13 protein-coding genes are annotated in these 15,895 nt (G+C 65.8%); 2 read left to right on the plus strand and 11 right to left on the minus strand.

Annotation, left to right across the window (positions count from 1 at the left end; all coding sequences use genetic code 11):
• Positions 1–30: 30 nt before the first annotated feature.
• The 8 genes from FLL57_RS23080 to FLL57_RS23115 form a co-directional block, all read right to left on the minus strand.
• Complete coding sequence (locus FLL57_RS23080) at positions 31–312, minus strand: hypothetical protein (protein ID WP_013500588.1); 282 nt, start codon at positions 310–312, stop codon at positions 31–33.
• A gap of 139 nt (positions 313–451) precedes the next feature.
• The gene (locus FLL57_RS23085; protein WP_047309298.1) at positions 452–2,884 is read right to left on the minus strand and encodes an MtrB/PioB family decaheme-associated outer membrane protein; all 2,433 of its coding nucleotides are present in this window, start codon (positions 2,882–2,884) and stop codon (positions 452–454) included.
• 96 nt (positions 2,885–2,980) lie between these two features.
• Entirely contained in the window at positions 2,981–4,633 is a 1,653-nt protein-coding gene (locus tag FLL57_RS23090) for a DmsE family decaheme c-type cytochrome (protein WP_142884118.1), read from the minus strand.
• A 547-nt stretch (positions 4,634–5,180) separates the two neighbouring features.
• Positions 5,181–6,227 (minus strand): sulfate/molybdate ABC transporter ATP-binding protein, encoded by a 1,047-nt coding sequence (locus FLL57_RS23095; protein ID WP_013500591.1) that lies wholly within the window; start codon positions 6,225–6,227, stop codon positions 5,181–5,183.
• Complete coding sequence (gene cysW, locus FLL57_RS23100; RefSeq protein ID WP_047309296.1) at positions 6,217–7,134, minus strand: sulfate ABC transporter permease subunit CysW; 918 nt, start codon at positions 7,132–7,134, stop codon at positions 6,217–6,219. Before cysW ends, FLL57_RS23095 begins: the two co-directional genes overlap by 11 nt.
• A gap of 4 nt (positions 7,135–7,138) precedes the next feature.
• Positions 7,139–7,975 (minus strand): sulfate ABC transporter permease subunit CysT, encoded by an 837-nt coding sequence (gene cysT, locus FLL57_RS23105; RefSeq protein ID WP_013500593.1) that lies wholly within the window; start codon positions 7,973–7,975, stop codon positions 7,139–7,141.
• Between the two features lie 333 nt (positions 7,976–8,308).
• Complete coding sequence (locus FLL57_RS23110; protein WP_013500594.1) at positions 8,309–9,298, minus strand: sulfate ABC transporter substrate-binding protein; 990 nt, start codon at positions 9,296–9,298, stop codon at positions 8,309–8,311.
• 124 nt (positions 9,299–9,422) lie between these two features.
• Positions 9,423–10,163: a phosphoadenylyl-sulfate reductase gene (locus FLL57_RS23115; protein ID WP_142884119.1), complete on the minus strand. Its 741-nt coding sequence runs from the start codon at positions 10,161–10,163 to the stop codon at positions 9,423–9,425.
• 394 nt (positions 10,164–10,557) lie between these two features.
• Here FLL57_RS23115 and cysD point away from each other — a divergent pair, with 394 nt between their 5' ends.
• Together cysD and cysC are read left to right on the plus strand one after the other, a co-directional pair.
• On the plus strand, positions 10,558–11,352 hold the full coding sequence (gene cysD / locus FLL57_RS23120; RefSeq protein WP_142884120.1) for a sulfate adenylyltransferase subunit CysD: 795 nt from the start codon (positions 10,558–10,560) through the stop codon (positions 11,350–11,352).
• A gap of 21 nt (positions 11,353–11,373) precedes the next feature.
• On the plus strand, positions 11,374–13,284 hold the full coding sequence (cysC, locus tag FLL57_RS23125) for an adenylyl-sulfate kinase (RefSeq protein WP_142884121.1): 1,911 nt from the start codon (positions 11,374–11,376) through the stop codon (positions 13,282–13,284).
• A gap of 27 nt (positions 13,285–13,311) precedes the next feature.
• Here cysC and FLL57_RS23130 read toward each other — a convergent pair whose 3' ends face one another.
• The 3 genes from FLL57_RS23130 to FLL57_RS23140 are packed head-to-tail and all read right to left on the minus strand — an operon-like array spanning position 13,312 to position 15,893.
• Positions 13,312–14,289, minus strand: a complete 978-nt coding sequence (locus FLL57_RS23130; protein ID WP_142884122.1) for an ABC transporter ATP-binding protein — start codon at positions 14,287–14,289, stop codon at positions 13,312–13,314.
• Positions 14,290–15,702 carry an amidase gene (locus tag FLL57_RS23135; RefSeq protein ID WP_142884123.1) on the minus strand — a complete coding sequence of 471 codons (1,413 nt, stop codon included), beginning with the start codon at positions 15,700–15,702 and terminating at the stop codon, positions 14,290–14,292.
• Positions 15,699–15,893 carry a hypothetical protein gene (locus tag FLL57_RS23140; RefSeq protein WP_013500600.1) on the minus strand — a complete coding sequence of 65 codons (195 nt, stop codon included), beginning with the start codon at positions 15,891–15,893 and terminating at the stop codon, positions 15,699–15,701. Before FLL57_RS23140 ends, FLL57_RS23135 begins: the two co-directional genes overlap by 4 nt.
• Positions 15,894–15,895 lie beyond the last annotated feature (2 nt).

A 15,895-nucleotide genomic window follows, 5' to 3' on the forward strand; every position in this document is an offset into this window, starting at 1 on the left:
GTGCGCCGGATCTCCGGCGCACCGTTCGGGTCATCCCTTGGCGACGTAGAGCCGGCACCAGCCGTTCTCGCTGATCGGACTTTCGACCGTCACGCAAGCGTTCGGCGGCCTGAACTGCCGGCAGGTGCCGCAGCGCTTGGCTCCGCTCGGCGACTCCTGGTAGCCGGAATCCTTGTGCGATGCCTTCTTGGTGACCTGCGCGGTCGCCGTCGCGACGCCGGCGCCGAGCAGCGCCGCGACGCCGGCAACGCCGGCTCCGGCCATCAGCATCTTCCTCCGCGACAGCGGCTGATCCTTGGGATTGTGGTCCATCGTCGGTAGTCCTCCCGTTGTTGACGTTGTTTGCTGTGACCGGCGGCCACGTCTTCGCCGCCGGCTGCGAACCCGCGCGCCCGAAGGCGTGCGGGCGATTGGTTGGACGCGGTGCGACGGCGTCGACCGTCCGCACCGCTCACCACTTGGCGTTCAGCGACACCTGGACGTATTGTGCGTCGTAGTTCGGATTGGTCGCGCCCATGTCGATCATCCGCGCCAGCGTGGTGTCGACCAGATACAGATAGGGCGACATCAGATCCTGCTGCCAATTGTCGACGCTGTTGCGCTCCCAGATGTAGCGGGCCTTGAGATAGACCTCTCCGGTCCAGCCCAGCTTCGCCACGATCGATGGGTCGATGGTGTGTTTGAGCGAGGCGTCGAGCCGCTGATAGTTGGTCGACACCGTCGGGAACGGCCGGTACACGGCGCCGCCGGCATTCGCCAGCATCGCGTAGCCGTTGTAGGGCCCGTAGTCCCAATCCTCGTGCGAGAACGAGATCGCGTAGCCGAGCTTGAAATCCAGCACGCCGGGGACCAGCTCCAGCGTGCTGGCGATCAGGATCGTCTGCACCTTCTCGAGCGTGTTGCTGCCGAATGCGTTGATCGGCGTGGCGTTGGGCCTGCCGGCGGCCGAATTGGTCAGCGTGCCGCTGCCGACCTGGAAGCGGTCGTAGGTTTCGTACAGATACGACGCCTGGATCGACGATCCGGGTGTGAAGGTATAGGTGACGTCGACGCCGGCGTTCCAGGTGTTGTTCTTCTTCAAGCCGAAGAACAACGGATCGTCCGGGTAATCCTCAAACCGCAGGCCGGCGGTGGGAGACACCACGAAATCGCGGAAAATGCTGCCGCTCGGGCCGGAAATGTCGAGGAACGCATTGGCCTTGGTCTGGTTGCGGTTCGCCATGTCGAACTTGCGCAGCAGCATGTTGGTACCGTTGTTGGCGGTGGCGCTGTAGTAGGTCTCGCGCGCCATCGCCAAGCCGTCGTAATTGTCGTAGCGCCGTTCCGAATACTGGCCGCTGGTGCGCAGCGTCGCGATGTCGTGAACCTTGAAGTCGGCGGTCAGCTTGCCGATGAACTCGTTGGTGACGTTGGCGTCGCGACGGGTGCGGTCCCATTGCTCCCACCCGAAGCTGCTGCCGAGCGTCACCCACTTGGCGGGACGCCACTGCATTTCGCCGCTGGCATTCTGCTTGGTGTAGGACATCGACAGCGACCGCCGCGGGACGCCGGCGGCGATGCCGGTGGCGGACGAATCCTCCACCACATAGTTCGGCATCAGCAATTCGGGCGTCTGATTGTCGTTGTCGTAATAGCGATAACGCGTGGTGGTACGGAATTCCGGCGTCCACTGGGTGGTCGCGGTGGTGTTGTACAGCGCGGTGTTGACTTCACCGTTGAGGCTCGATGCCGGCAGCGGCGACGTCCTGACGTTCGGATTCGCCGTGAACGGAATGAATGACTCGTTCTGCCGCATCGTCGAATACTGGAAGGTGCTGTTCCAGCGGGTCTTGAATGGCAGATCGATGCCGCTGGTCACCCCGGTGTTGTACGCCTGATTGCTCGGCATCAGGCTGATCCGCGCCGCCGGTGAGAAGACCCGAGGGTTGCCGGCGTCGTAGAACGGATTCTGCACCGTGAACGAATCGAAGCTGTTGTCGTACAGCGAGAAGCCGCCGCCGACCTGGACGTTGTAGCGGCCGCCCCACGGCGTCGCGCCGAAATACTGGCCGCTCAGCTTGCCGATCTGCGTGGTGTCGTCGATCGGCCGCGGCGCCTGCATCTGCTGCAACGAAGTTCCGGCGAGGCCGCCGATCGGGAAGCCGGCGATCTGGGTGCCTTCGCGTTTTTCATGCGAGTACGCCGCCTTGACGTCCCAGTTTGGATCCGGCGTCCAGCGATACGCGGCCGAACCTTTGCGGCGGTCGATGCCGACGTCGATCAGGTTGGTCTTGCCAGCCAGGGCGTTGCTCACCGCGGCGCGCTGGGCCGGGCTCGTCGTGGTGGCCGGGGCGACCACCGACAATGCGCTGCCGGGGATCGTGACCGGGGTGGTCAGGTTGGCGGTACCGACGCCGTTCCAGATGCTGAGTGCGCTGGTGGTGTAGAGATGCGGGATCTCGTCCCACCCCAGGGTCAGGTAGTGTTCGCCGGCCTTGGAAAAGTCGAACACGTAGCGCTGATTGTTGTTGCCGATGTTGTCGGCGCGCAGTTCGTTCCAATAGGTGCCGTCCTTGGTCTGCAGCGTCATCTGCAGATATTCGGCGTACAGGCCCGGTGCGATCCGGCCGTACTCCTCGAATTTGGATCGGTTGTTGCGAGCGCCGCCGCCGAACGGATTGGTCGGCGACACCCACGGCGTCGCCGACTTCGGCGGACGCTGGATGAACGAACGCCAGCCGGCTTCGAATTCGCCCGAATACGACCAGCCGCCGTGCGCCGCATCGAAATCCGAAACCGAGCGTGCCGTCTCTTCCTTCGCTACCGGCTCAGCGGTCACACTCAGCGGCATTGCGGTCGCCACCGATACAGCCGCCGACGTCAGCAGCAATTGCTTGAACGTCATTTCAAAGGCCCCCCTTTGCGCGAGTCGTTCCATCACCCTCTGCGGCTTGTCGGAGTGACCAGCGACGGCGGCCGCAGCCGTCGCTGTTGCCGCCGGCTATCGGTGCCATCGCGATCCGGACGGGGAGTTCGAGCCGTGAATGTTGTTGTGGCAGTTCTGGCAGGCGTTACCGACCGCCCAGCGTGCCGCCGTCGGCAGGCCCGGCTGGTTGTGCGGGTTGGTATGGCACTGCTGGCACAGCCGCTGCCGCGCGACGATCAGCAGCGACTCGTGATTGGAGCCGTGCGGTTCGTGGCAGTTCAGGCAGTTTTCGCGCACCGGCGGGTGTTCGAACAGGAACGGTCCGCGCTTGTCGGCGTGGCAGGTGTAGCAGGTGTCGTTGACTGTCGCTTCCTTGAGCAGCTTTTCGGTGGCGCTGCCGTGCGGGTTGTGACAGTTGACGCAGGTGATTTTGGTTTCGCGGATCGGCATGTGCGAGGTGCGCTGCACCTGGGCCTTGCGGTCCTTGTGGCACTGGAAACAGGTGTCCATCACCTGCGCGGTCTTGAGCTGATTGCGCGGCGACACTTTGCGCATCACGGTGTGGCAGTTGACGCAGGCCAGTCCGCGAGACTCGTGTTGCGAGCCCTGCCAGTAGGTCTGGTCGCCCTTCTCGTGGCAGCTCAGGCAGACGCTGTTGGCCTCGGCGACATCGAAGCCGCGGCTGTCGGTGGGGCGGAACGAGCGGATGCCGCCTTTCTCGCGGCCGCCGCCGCCGTTGACATGGGCGGAGCCGGGGCCGTGGCAGGTCTCGCATTCCATCTTGCCCTGCGGCGTGATCTTGCCGGACTTGATGTTGCGGCCCATCACGGTCTGCTGGAATTCGTCGAACAGGCCGGCGTGGCAGGTCTCGCACGGCTTGGAGCCGACGAAGTAGCGGCCGTCCGGATCGCCCGGCGCCGGCGCCACCATCGGGGCCCGTCCCGCAGCCTCAGCCTTTGGTTCGCGCTTGGCGACCATCAGGACGGGACGGGACGAGTCCGCCTTGGCGGCGAGGATCTCGATGAAGCCAAACTGCTTCGGCGGCTCGACGGCGTCGTCGAAATTCTCCAGCGCCACCCAGGTCGTCACCATGGCGGCATCGCGGATCAGCTCCGGCATCTGCGCCACGTAGTCGGGCTCGCGGGCAAGCCGCGCCGCCAGGGTGCGCCGGGTCTCGTGCGAACGCAGGATGCGCCGCTCGGTGATGCTGGCGAGGCGGAGCGTACCGGCCAGCCGCAGCGTCTGTTCGAACTGGGAGGCGCCGTCGATCGGCGGCAGCGGCAGCGCCGCGCTGGTCAGCCCGTGTCCGGCATAGCGGGTGTCGAAGCGCGGTCCGCCCGATGCCGACGCTGCGCCGTGCGGCGAAGCGCCGTGGGGCGAGGCACCATGGGGAGAGGCGCCGTGGCCGGCGCCGCTGCCATGTCCGTTGCCGAGGACGATGCCGGCATGGGCTGCGGCTGCGCCGGCGAAGCCATGGCCGGGCAGCGGCGTGAAGTTCGGTTCGGTCTTGCCGGCCCCTTGCAGGCCGCGCACGAAATCGACCAGTGCGTTGACGGACGGGTCGACCGCGCCGACCTGACCGTCCGACGCGGCGCTGCGTTCCGGCTCGGCGCCGGCCGGCCACGTCGCGCAGGCCAGCGCTATCGACACGAACAGCGATGAAAGCCACCCGCGGCGGCCGCGCCGATTCCGGCCGCGCGCCGCCGCTGCCCCCCCAGAGCCCCCCATTCCGTCCCCCGCATGTGCTCGTGGCACAATAAATTCGTCAAGCCAGCCGCGATCGGCGTCCGCGAATGGCGAACGACGTCGGTTCGAAGATCAATGGTAGTTTGAAAGAGTCCGATGGTGCAGGCGTTTCCTGCATCGCGAAAATTGCCGGACGTTGCCGGAGACGATTAGTTATCGTTGAACTAAGCGTAACACGCGGCTTGGAACTTCGTATTTGATCGAAATCAAATGTGACAGGTAGTTAGCATATGCAGCAAGACGGCGTACTCGGGTGCCTTGGAGTCGAGTTCGATTCGAGCGCTAACTCTTCATTAGAACTAATCAATTTTACGGTGACGCGGTGCCGCAACAAGGTAATTCAGGGTTCCTGATCGAGGGTTGTTGCGTCGTTCTGTCGCATGGATTGTACGAGGTCCTACGTCCGGTGAGATCCCGAGATCGGACATCTCCGGTGCATCATGACGCTACGAGGTCATTAGTTGCGTGCCCGCTCCGCCGGGGGCGGGCGTCATCTGCAAATCGTTGCTAATTGCTTCGATTGAAGGCGTCAGCGGTCGGCGAAGATCCGGTAGCGCTGCGGCTGCAGTCCGACGCGATCGCCTGCCTTCAGCGAGTGGTCGCGCGGCGCGTCGATCTCGATCAGCGTGTCGCCCGCGACGCCGCTCAGCACGATATCGGCGCGCTGCATCGGGCCGAACGCGCGCACAGCTTTCACGGCGCCTTCGAACACGCCGCTACCGCTCGGGCCAACCGCGATGTCGTGGCGTCGCACGAACAATTTCGACGGACCGGCAGCGGCGTCCTCCGCTGCGAGCTCCAGCTCGCGGCCGCCGAGCCGGACGCGACCGTTCTGGACCTCGACCGGCAGCACGATCGACTCGCCGATGAAGCCGTGCACGAAGGCCGACGCCGGCCGCTCGTAGACGTCGCCGGGCGATCCGATCTGTTCGATGCGGCCTTTGTCCATTACCACCACGCGGTTGGCGACCTCGAGCGCCTCCTCCTGGTCGTGGGTGACGAAGATCGAAGTGACGTGAATTTCCTCATGCAGATTGCGCAGCCAGGCGCGCAGCTCTTTGCGGACCTTGGCGTCGAGCGCGCCGAACGGCTCGTCGAGCAACAGGATCCGCGGCTCGATGGCCAGCGCGCGGGCGAGCGCGATGCGCTGGCGCTGTCCGCCGGAGAGCTGGTTCGGGTAGCGATCGGCGAGCCAGCCGAGCTGCACCAGATCGAGCAGATCGCCGACCCGTTTCTTGATTTCGGCCTCCCGCTTGCGGATTTTGCGCGGCTGCACCCGCAGCCCGAACGCAACGTTCTCGAACACGTTCATGTGCCGGAACAGCGCATAGTGCTGGAATACGAATCCGACATGGCGCTCCGCTGCGCCGCGCGCCAACGCGTCTTCGCCGTCGATCGTGACCGCGCCGGAATCCGGCCATTCCAGCCCGGCGATGATCCGCAGCAGCGTGGTCTTGCCGGAGCCGGACGGGCCGAGCAGCGCCATCAGCTCGCCGGACTCGACCCGCAGATCGACATCGTCGAGCGCACGGAAACTGCCGAAATTCTTGACGATGTTGCGAACTTCAATGGTCATCGGGATGTAGCCCTTGTTCGATCCGGCCTTCCAGGACGGTCTTGACGATCAACGTCACCAGCGCCAGCAGCGCCAGCAGCGAGGCGATCGAGAACGCAGCGACCATCTGGTATTCGTTGTAGAGAATTTCCACCAGGAGCGGCATGGTGTTGGTCTCGCCGCGGATGTGACCGGAGACGACCGACACCGCGCCGAATTCGCCCATCGCCCGGGCATTGCACAGCAGCACGCCGTACAGCAGTCCCCATTTGACGTTCGGCAGCGTGACGCGCCAGAACGTGGTCCAGCCGCCGGCGCCGAGCGAGATCGCGGCCTCTTCCTCCAGCGGTCCCTGTTCCTGCATCAGCGGAATCAGTTCGCGCGCTACGAACGGGAAGGTTACGAAAGTGGTTGCCAGCACGATCGCGGGCACAGCGAACAGAATCTGGATGCCGTGGGCTTGCAGCCAGGGGCCCAGGAACCCTTGCGCGCCGAACAGCAGCACGAAGACGAGGCCGGAGATCACCGGGGAGACCGAGAACGGCAGGTCGATCAGCGTGATCAGTAGCGTCTTGCCGGGGAACTCGAACTTCGCGATCGACCAGGCGGCGATCACGCCGAACACCAGATTGAGACCGACCGAAATCGCCGCCGCGATCAGCGTCAGCTTGATCGCCGCCAGGGCCTCGTCGTTCGCCAGCGACGAGAGGTAGAAGCCGACGCCCTTCGAGAGGGCCTCGGAGAACACCAGAACCAGCGGCAGCACGACGAAGACGGTGAGGAACGCGACCGCAAAGCCGATGATCAGCAGCCGGACCCACGCCGGCTCGGTGTGCGCGGCGCGCCGTGTTGCAGCCGCGGGGGCCGCGGCCGTGTCGGCCGATCTGCGCACGGGGCGCCTCACTTGACTGGTTGCGACCATCGTCATGATATCACGCCGTGGCCAGCGACCGGGACTGCGCCCAATGCTGGATCCGGTTGAGAACGAAGATGATCAGGAACGAAAACACCAGCATCACGACCGCAATCGCGGTCGCGTCGGAATAGCGGAACTCCGACAGTCGGATCACGATCAGCAAGGGCGCGATCTCCGAAACATTGGGCAGATTGCCGGCGATGAAGATCACCGAGCCGTATTCGCCGACGGCGCGAGCGAAGGCGAGGGCAAATCCGGTCAGCGCCGCCGGCACCAGGCTCGGCAGGATGACGCGGCGGATCGTCTGCCAGCGCGAGGCGCCGAGCGACTCGGCGGCTTCCTCGATCTCGACGTCGAGATCGATCAGCACAGGCTGTACAGTGCGAACCACGAACGGAATGCCGATGAAAATCATCGCCAGGAAGATGCCGAGCGGCGTGAACGCCACCTTGATGCCCAGTTCGGCGAGCGGTGCGCCGAGCCAGCCCTTTTGCGCGAACAGCGTCGTCAGCGCGATGCCCGCGACCGCGGTCGGCAGCGCGAACGGAATATCGACGATCGCGTCGAAGATCCGGCGACCGGGGAAACGATAGCGCACCAGCGCCCACACGATCACCAGGCCGGCGATCAGATTGACGCAGGCCGCCGCAAAGGCGAGCCCGAACGAGATCTTCAGCGCATGCAGGGTCCGCGGTGCTGTAACGATCGCCCAGAATTCCGCAGGGCTGAGTTCGGCAGTCTTCACGAATAGGCCGGCGAGCGGGATCAGGATCAGCAGCGACAGCCAGGTGATCGTCAGCCCCATGGTCAGTCCGAAGCCGGGCAAGGAGCGGCGACGCCCAGCGCTGGTCATGGCGACACCTGTGGATGCGTCTGAGCTGACGCGCGGAAGCCATCAGCGAGTGGTGCCTCGGTTGTCCGCGGGTCGTCCCCGCGCAGGCGGGGACCCATACTCCGCAGCGTTTCGGTTGAAGCCCAACGGCAGACGCCTTCCTTCACTGGCGAAGCCAGGGGATAGGGGGCCCCGCCTGCGCGGGGACGACTCGTTGTCGATGCAGCGGCTAAACATGCGATCCACATGCGATGAAACTGCGCGCAGAAGGGGAGCGCGTTGCTGTCGGTGCTAAGCATACTGCCCCCAATCTTGCGAATCGCGGCCGCATGGCACGGATCGCGATGACGCCGCTCAGTTCTTGTAGATCTTATCGAACACGCCGCCCTCGGCGAAGTGTTCGGACTGTGCCTTGGTCCAGCCGCCGAACACGTCGTCGATCGTGAACAATTCGACCTTGGCGAACGCGCCTTCGTGCGCCTTGGCGACGTCAGGATCGCGCGGACGGTAGAAATGCCTTGCGGCGATTTCCTGGCCCTGTTTCGAGTAGAGGTGCTTCAGATAGGATTCCGCTGCGGCGCGGGTGCCCTTCTTGTCGACGACGCTGTCGACGACGGTGACCGGAGGCTCGGCGAGGATCGAGAGCGAGGGGGCGACGATCTCGAACTTGTCGGCGCCGAATTCCTTGACGGCGAGATACGCCTCGTTCTCCCACGCCAGCAGCACGTCGCCGACGCCGCGTTCGACGAAGGTGACGGTGGAGCCGCGCGCGCCGGTATCGAGGACCGGAACCTGCTTGTACAGCTTGGCGACGAAATCCCGCGCCGCCTCGGGCGAACCGGACTTCTTCAAGGCATAGCCCCAGGCCGCGAGGTAGTTCCAGCGCGCGCCGCCCGAGGTCTTGGGGTTCGGCGTGATCACGCTGACGCCGGGCTTGAGCAGATCGTCCCAATCCCTGATGCCCTTCGGGTTGCCCTTGCGCACCAGGAACACGATGGTCGAGGTGTAGGGCGACGAATTCTGCGGCAATCGCTTCTGCCAGTCCTTGGCGAGCAGCCCTCTGCTGGCGATGGCGTCGATGTCGTAGGCGAGCGCCAGTGTGACGACATCGGCCTGCAGACCGTCGATCACCGAACGCGCCTGCGCACCGGAGCCGCCGTGCGACTGCTTGATGGTGGCGGTGTTGCCGGATTCTTTCCGATAGTCCGCGGCGAACGACTTGTTGAAATCGGCGTACAGCTCGCGGGTCGGATCATACGATACGTTCAGCAGCGATATGTCGGCGGCATTCGCGGCGGTCGCCGCCAACAAGCCGGCGAGGATGGGGAATAAGCGGCGGATCATCGATTGTCTCCATTGTGCCTGACGACGTCGTTGTCGTCTGCGCGGAGGGCCGAAGGTCACGAACAAAGCGCGCCAAGTCAACGAAACGGCATTTCATTGTTCGCTTAGTTGCGACCGCAGTGTTCTATGAAGTCTTCGTCGTGTGAATGCCGCATTCTGTCTTGCCGCGCCCGCGCCAGCGGCCGGCGCGCGCATCCTCGCCGACTTCGGCGCGGCTGGTACACGGCATGCAACCGACCGACAGGAATCCAGCAGCCAGCAGCGGATGCTGCGGCAGCCTGGCGGTCGCGTAGATCGCCGAGATGTCGGCAGGCGTGACGTTGGCGAACGGATTGAACTTCAGCCGCGCGCCATCGGCCTCGACCACCGGAATGTCGGCGCGCGCGCCGCCCTGAAAGCGCTTGCGGCCATTGATCCAGCCGTCGAACGGCGCGAGAGCGCGGCGCAGCGGCTCGACCTTGCGGATCAGACAGCATTTGTCCGGATCGGAGAACCACAATTCGCGCGACACATCATCGCGGTCGAGATCAGTGTCGAGCGGCCGGATCGAACGCACGTCGCGCAGGCCGAGCGTTGCGGTGAGTGTATCGCGATACGCCAGCGTCTCTTCGAACAGCCAGCCGGTGTCGAGAAATACCACCGGGATCGCTGAATCGACATCGGCCATCACTTTGAGCAGCGCGGCCGACTCGGTGCCGAACGACGACACCAGCGCCAGCTTGTCGCGGCCGATCTCGCGCAGCGCTGCTGCGATTACTTCGGCCGGCGAGGCGGCGCGCAACGCGGCGTCGAGCGCCTGCGCGCGCAACTCCAGGCCGGCAGGGCCGGTAGTGGGGGAGGAAAGAGGCTGCGCCAGTTCGGTCATCGATCACCGCGTCCAGATCGTCACTATCGATCGCGTTGCTTGCGCGGCTCAGCGACGCGCTGATCCACGAAGAAGGATTGACTAGAAATATTTTCTATCTAAGTATCGTGCAAGCGCCAAAATAGAAAATTATTCTTTCTAAATGCGGCGTTCGAAATAGAAATTTCACCTCCGTTCTGCGCGTTCCAGAGATGCCCGTTCTCCTCCCCCGTCGGGCGGCATTGCGAACCCGCAGTCACGACTGGCCCGATGCTGATCGGGACCGCTAATTCTGGAGCTTGTCATGACGCTCGCTGCGCGAGAAACCGCCGCACTGGCCCTGGTCCCGGACCGGGGCTTGGTCCCTGCGCGGGGCTTGGTCCCTGAGCCGCCTTTGGAGGATCAGCTCCGCGCGATGGATCACCTCGACGCCTTGGAGGCGCAGAGCATTTTCATTTTGCGCGAGGCGTTCGCCCGACTGAAGAAGCTGGCGCTGCTGTGGTCGCTCGGCAAAGACTCCAACGTGATGATCTGGCTGGCACGGAAAGCGTTTTTCGGCCGCGTCCCGTTCCCGGCGCTCCACGTCGATACCGGCAAGAAATTTCCCGAGATGTACGCCTTCCGCGATACCTACGCGAAGGAATGGGATCTCGATCTGCGCGTCGATCCATGCCCGCCGATCGACAGCGTCGATCCGACACTGCCGCCGGCTGCGCGCTCCGCTGCCCGCAAGACCGAAGGCCTCAAGCTTGCGCTGGCCAAATACGGCTTCGACGGACTGATCGCCGGCATCCGTCGCGACGAAGAAGCCACTCGCGCCAAGGAGCGGGTGTTCTCGCCGCGCGGCACCGAGGGCGGATGGGACGTCCGTGATCAGCCGCCGGAATTCTGGGATCAGTTCAACGCCTCGCCGCCGCCCGGCGCGCATCTGCGCATTCATCCGATCCTGCATTGGACCGAGGCCGACATCTGGGCCTACACCAAGCGCGAAGGTATCCCGATCATTCCGCTGTATCTGGCGCAGGACGGCAAGCGCTACCGCTCGCTCGGCGACCAGGACATCACCTTCCCGGTGGACTCGAACGCCGCCTCGATCGACGAGATTTTGCTCGAACTCGAGACCACCAAGGTGCCGGAGCGCGCCGGCCGTGCGCTCGACCACGAAACAGAGGACGCGTTCGAGCGGCTTCGTGTCGCCGGCTATCTGTGATCCGCACCCGTGAGTGACGCCATGACCATCGCCGTTCCGCCCGCCTCGCTCGCCGCCGACGCCGTTCGTCCGCTGGTGCGCATCGTCATCGTCGGCCACGTCGACCACGGCAAGTCGACGCTGGTCGGCCGCCTGCTGCACGAAACCGGTTCGCTGCCCGAAGGCAAGCTCGAGATGCTGAAGGCGGTCAGTGCCCGCCGCGGCATGCCGTTCGAGTGGTCGTTCCTGCTCGATGCGCTGCAGACCGAGCGCGACCAGGGCATCACCATCGACACCACCCAGATCCGCTTCCGCACGCCGTCGCGCGACGTGGTGCTGATCGACGCGCCCGGCCACGCCGAATTCCTGCGCAACATGATCACCGGCGCCTCGCAGGCCGACGGCGCGGTGCTGATCATCGACGCGCTCGAAGGCGTGCGCGATCAGACCCGGCGTCACGGCTATCTGCTGCAACTGCTCGGCATCAAGCAGGTCGCCGTGGTGGTCAACAAGATGGACCGCGTCGAGTTTTCGGCGGCGCGGTTCGGTGACATCAGCAACGAGATCACCGCACATCTGACCTCGCTCGGCGTGACGCCGACCGCCGTGATTCCGATCTCGGCCCGTGAGGGCGACGGCGTGGCGGCGCGCACCGACAATATCGCCTGGTACGACGGCCCGACCGTGGTCGAGGCGATCGACAAGCTGACGCCGGCGCAGCCGCTCGACGCGTTGCCGCTGCGCCTCGCCGTGCAGGCGATCTACAAATTCGACGATCGCCGCATCGTCGCCGGCCGTATCGAATCCGGGCATCTGCGGGCGGGCGACGACATCGTCATCATGCCGGCCGGCAAGATCGCCAAGATCAAGACCGTCGAAGGTTGGCCGGTGACGCCGCTTGCAGGTTCGTTCGGCGCCGGCCGTTCGGTCGGCATCACGCTCGACCGTGAGCTGTTCGTCGAACGCGGCGACGTGATCGGCCATGCCGGCACCGCGCCGCGCGATACCCGCCGGCTGCGCGCGCGGATTTTCTGGCTGCACGATCAGCCGCTCACCGCCGGCGCCTCGGTGCTGGTGCGGCTCGGCACCCGCGAGACCCGCGCCAACGTCGTGGCGATCGAGAAGGCGGTCGATCCCGGCGATCTCGCCAGCGAGGCCGCATCCGAGATCAAACGCAACCATGTCGGCGAAATCGATCTGTCGCTGTCGCAGCCGGTCGCGGCCGATCCGGCCGATAGCAATCCGCGCACCGGGCGGCTGGTGATCGAAATCAACGGCCGGATTGCGGGCGGCGGTCTGGTGCTCAGCGTCGATAGCGGCCAGCGCGCCGCGACCGCCGATATCGTCCCGGTGGAGTCCGCGCTGCTGCCGGGCGAACGCGCCGCGCGCTATCGCCACAACGGCGCGGTGTTGTGGTTCACCGGGCTGCCGGGCTCCGGCAAGACCACGATCGCGCGAGCGCTCGAGCGTCGGCTGTTCGATCGCGGCGGCTCGCCGATCCTGCTCGACGGCGACACGCTACGCGCCGGACTGAACAATGACCTCGGCTTCTCGCCGGCGGATCGGGCGGAGAACATCCGCCGCCTCGCCGAGCTCGCCGCGCATCTGGCCGCCAATGGCCATGTTGCGATCGTTGCGGCAGTATCGCCGGCGCTCGCCGACCGCGCCGCGGCACGGCGCATCGCCGGTGATCGCTTCCGCGAGATCTATGTCGCGACCTCGGCTGACGTCTGCGAGCAGCGCGACCCGAAGGGGCACTACGCCAAGGCGCGTGCCGGCGGGTTGCCGAACTTCACCGGCATCGGCAATGACTATCAGCCGCCGACCGCCAGCGAACTGGTGCTCGACACCGCGGGTCTGTCGGTCAGCGAAGCCGTGGGGCAGGTAGAGACAATGCTGGCGCAGACCGACGTGCTGATCGAAGACCTGGCCGACCTCGCGGCGCACATCTGAAGCACAAGCCGGCGGCCGGCTGCGCGCTCAGCCGACCAGTGCGGCCGGCTCGGCCAGGATGCAGCGCGCCATCCGGCCCGGGCCGAGTGCGACTTCGGGCGGCAGGCCGGCGGAGCAGCGTGGCTGGGCATGGGCGCAGCGCGGCGCGAACGAGCAGGCGACCGGCTTAGCGTCGAGCGATGGTGGCGCACCCGGAATGGTTTCCAGCCGCGCGCCGCGTTTGGCGCCATGCACCGTCGAGGCGAGCAGTCCCTGCGCGTAAGGATGCTGCGGCTCGCGTACGATATCGCGCAACGAACCCTGCTCGATCGTCTGACCGGCATACATCACGGCGACGCGGTCGCAGATCTCGATCGCGACGCCGATGTCGTGAGTGACGAAGATCACCGACATGCCGAATTCGCGCTGCAGTTCACGCAGCAGCAGCAGGATCTGGATCTGCACGGTGGCGTCGAGCGCTGTGGTCGGCTCGTCGGCGAGCAGGATCTTCGGCTTGCAGGCGAGCGCCAGCGCGATCATCGCGCGCTGCCGCATGCCGCCGCTCATCTCGTGCGGATAGGCGTCGAGCCGCCGCTTCGCCGAGGGAATCCGGACCACCTCCAGCATCTCCAGCGCGCGGGCCATCGCCTCGCGCTTGCTCTTGCCTTCGTGGCGCATCACCGACTCGGCGATCTGTTGGCCGACCGTGTAGACCGGATCGAGCGCCAGCGCCGGCTCCTGGAAGATCATCGACACGGTCTGGCCGCGGAAGGTCGACAGCGCCTCGTCATCGAGCGCCAGCACGTCCTGGCCGGCGACCCGGATGCTGCCGGTGATCCCTGTGCGCTTCTTCGGCAGCAGCCGCATCAGGGCGCGCAGCGTCACGCTTTTGCCCGAGCCGGACTCGCCGAGCAGGCCCAGCACCTCGCCCTGGCCGAGCGACAGGTTGAGATCGTTGATGGCGTACACGGTCCGCTCGCCGGTGAAGCGGACGTTGAGATCGCGGATGTCGACCAGGTTGCTCATCTACAGCTCCGGACATTGTCGATGGAAGTCGGTGGTGCGCTGCCAGCCTGCGCCGATCCGCAGCAGCATCGCTTCGTCGAACGGGCGGCCGATCAGTTGCAGGCCGATCGGCAGGCCGGCATTCGAGAAGCCGCACGGCAGCGCCAGCGACGGCAGGCCGAGATAGTTGATCGGCCGGGTGAAGCGGGTCAGCCGCTGGATCACGGTCTCGGCGTTCAGGCTGTTGCCGACGTCGCTCTCGGCGATCGTCGGCGCAGGCACCGGCGACACCGGCGCCAGCACCGCGTCGACACCGGCCACGGCTGCGACGAATTCGGCGAGCGCGACGCCGCGCCAGCGCATCGCTTCCAGATAAGTGACGGCCGGAATCGCCAGCGCGTTCTGCAGCCGCATCAGCACCTGCGGGCCGTAGTCCTGCGGCTGGTCCCGCATCCACTGGCCATGGAAGCCGGCGGCTTCGACCGCGAGCACGAGCTGTGCGGCGGCGCTGAGCTGGCGCTGATCCGGCAGTTCGACTTCGATGACACGCACGCCTTCGCGCACCAGTGCGGCCTTGGTGTCGTCGAGCACGCGAGCGACCTCGGCATCGAGATCGTCGACATAGAACGATTTCGGAATGCCGATGCTGATGCCCTGCAGCGGTTGTTTGGTGGCGGCCAGATAGTCCGGCACCGGGCGGTGCGAGGCGGTCGGGTCGGCGGGATCGGCGCCGGCCATCAGCCCGGTGAGCAGGGCGCAATCCTGGGCAGTCCGAGCGAGCGGCCCGACGGTGTCGAGCGAATGCGATAGCGGCATCGCGCCGGCGCGGCTGACCAGCCCTACGGTCGTCTTCAGCCCGGTGACGCCGCAGAAATGCGCCGGCATCCGGATCGATCCGCCGGTGTCGGAGCCGAGCGCCGCAAACGTCAGCCGCGCGGCGACTGCCGAACCGGAGCCCGACGACGAGCCGCCGGTGATGTGGTCGAGCCCCCACGGATTACGCACCGCGCCGTAATGCGCGTTGTGGCCGGTCGGGCCGTAGGCGAACTCCGACATCTGCAGGCTGCCGAGCCGCACCTGGCCGGCGTCCTTCAGCCGCTGCAGCGCGGTCGAGGTCGTGGTGGCGACGAAATCGCGGCGGACCTTGGAGCCGCAGGTCACGACGAAGCCGGTCTCGTAGTACATGTCCTTGTGCGCCAGCGGCACGCCGTGCAGCGGTCCTTTGCGTTCACCCTTCGCCAGTGCGGCGTCGGCTGCGTTCGCTGCGGCGAGCGCGCTGTCCGGCTCGATCGCCATGAACGCGTTCAGCTTCGGCTGCGCCAGGACGATGCGATCGAGGCAGGCCTCGGTGACCTCGCGCGAGGACAGCTCCTTGGACGCGATGGCTTCGGCGACTTCGGTCAGCGTCAGCAATGCCGGATTGCTCAGGCTCATCGTGCAGCCTCGTTCTGCGCGACGACGTAGGTCGAGGGCTCGAGGTCGAACGGCAATTTGCCCGCGACCGGCATGAACCCTTCGAAGGCCGGGCCGATCGAATTGGCGATTCGCTTCGCGACGTCGTCGTCGACCGGAAGCCCGGTGATCTCCGCCATGGCCTTGATGGTTGCGGGATCTGGCTTGATCACTG

Origin of the sequence: Rhodopseudomonas palustris (assembly GCF_007005445.1) — a bacterium.
GTDB lineage: Bacteria > Pseudomonadota > Alphaproteobacteria > Rhizobiales > Xanthobacteraceae > Rhodopseudomonas > Rhodopseudomonas palustris_G.

Bases quoted from the DNA above. Each gene is read 5' to 3' on its own strand.
- FLL57_RS23080 (WP_013500588.1), bottom strand. From the start codon at position 312: ATGGACCACAATCCCAAGGATCAGCCGCTGTCGCGGAGGAAGATGCTG.
- FLL57_RS23085 (WP_047309298.1), bottom strand. From the start codon at position 2,884: ATGACGTTCAAGCAATTGCTGCTGACGTCGGCGGCTGTATCGGTGGCG.
- FLL57_RS23090 (WP_142884118.1), bottom strand. From the start codon at position 4,633: ATGGGGGGCTCTGGGGGGGCAGCGGCGGCGCGCGGCCGGAATCGGCGC.
- FLL57_RS23095 (WP_013500591.1), bottom strand. From the start codon at position 6,227: ATGACCATTGAAGTTCGCAACATCGTCAAGAATTTCGGCAGTTTCCGT.
- cysW (WP_047309296.1), bottom strand. From the start codon at position 7,134: ATGACGATGGTCGCAACCAGTCAAGTGAGGCGCCCCGTGCGCAGATCG.
- cysT (WP_013500593.1), bottom strand. From the start codon at position 7,975: ATGACCAGCGCTGGGCGTCGCCGCTCCTTGCCCGGCTTCGGACTGACC.
- FLL57_RS23110 (WP_013500594.1), bottom strand. From the start codon at position 9,298: ATGATCCGCCGCTTATTCCCCATCCTCGCCGGCTTGTTGGCGGCGACC.
- FLL57_RS23115 (WP_142884119.1), bottom strand. From the start codon at position 10,163: ATGACCGAACTGGCGCAGCCTCTTTCCTCCCCCACTACCGGCCCTGCC.
- cysD (WP_142884120.1), top strand. From the start codon at position 10,558: ATGGATCACCTCGACGCCTTGGAGGCGCAGAGCATTTTCATTTTGCGC.
- cysC (WP_142884121.1), top strand. From the start codon at position 11,374: ATGACCATCGCCGTTCCGCCCGCCTCGCTCGCCGCCGACGCCGTTCGT.
- FLL57_RS23130 (WP_142884122.1), bottom strand. From the start codon at position 14,289: ATGAGCAACCTGGTCGACATCCGCGATCTCAACGTCCGCTTCACCGGC.
- FLL57_RS23135 (WP_142884123.1), bottom strand. From the start codon at position 15,702: ATGAGCCTGAGCAATCCGGCATTGCTGACGCTGACCGAAGTCGCCGAA.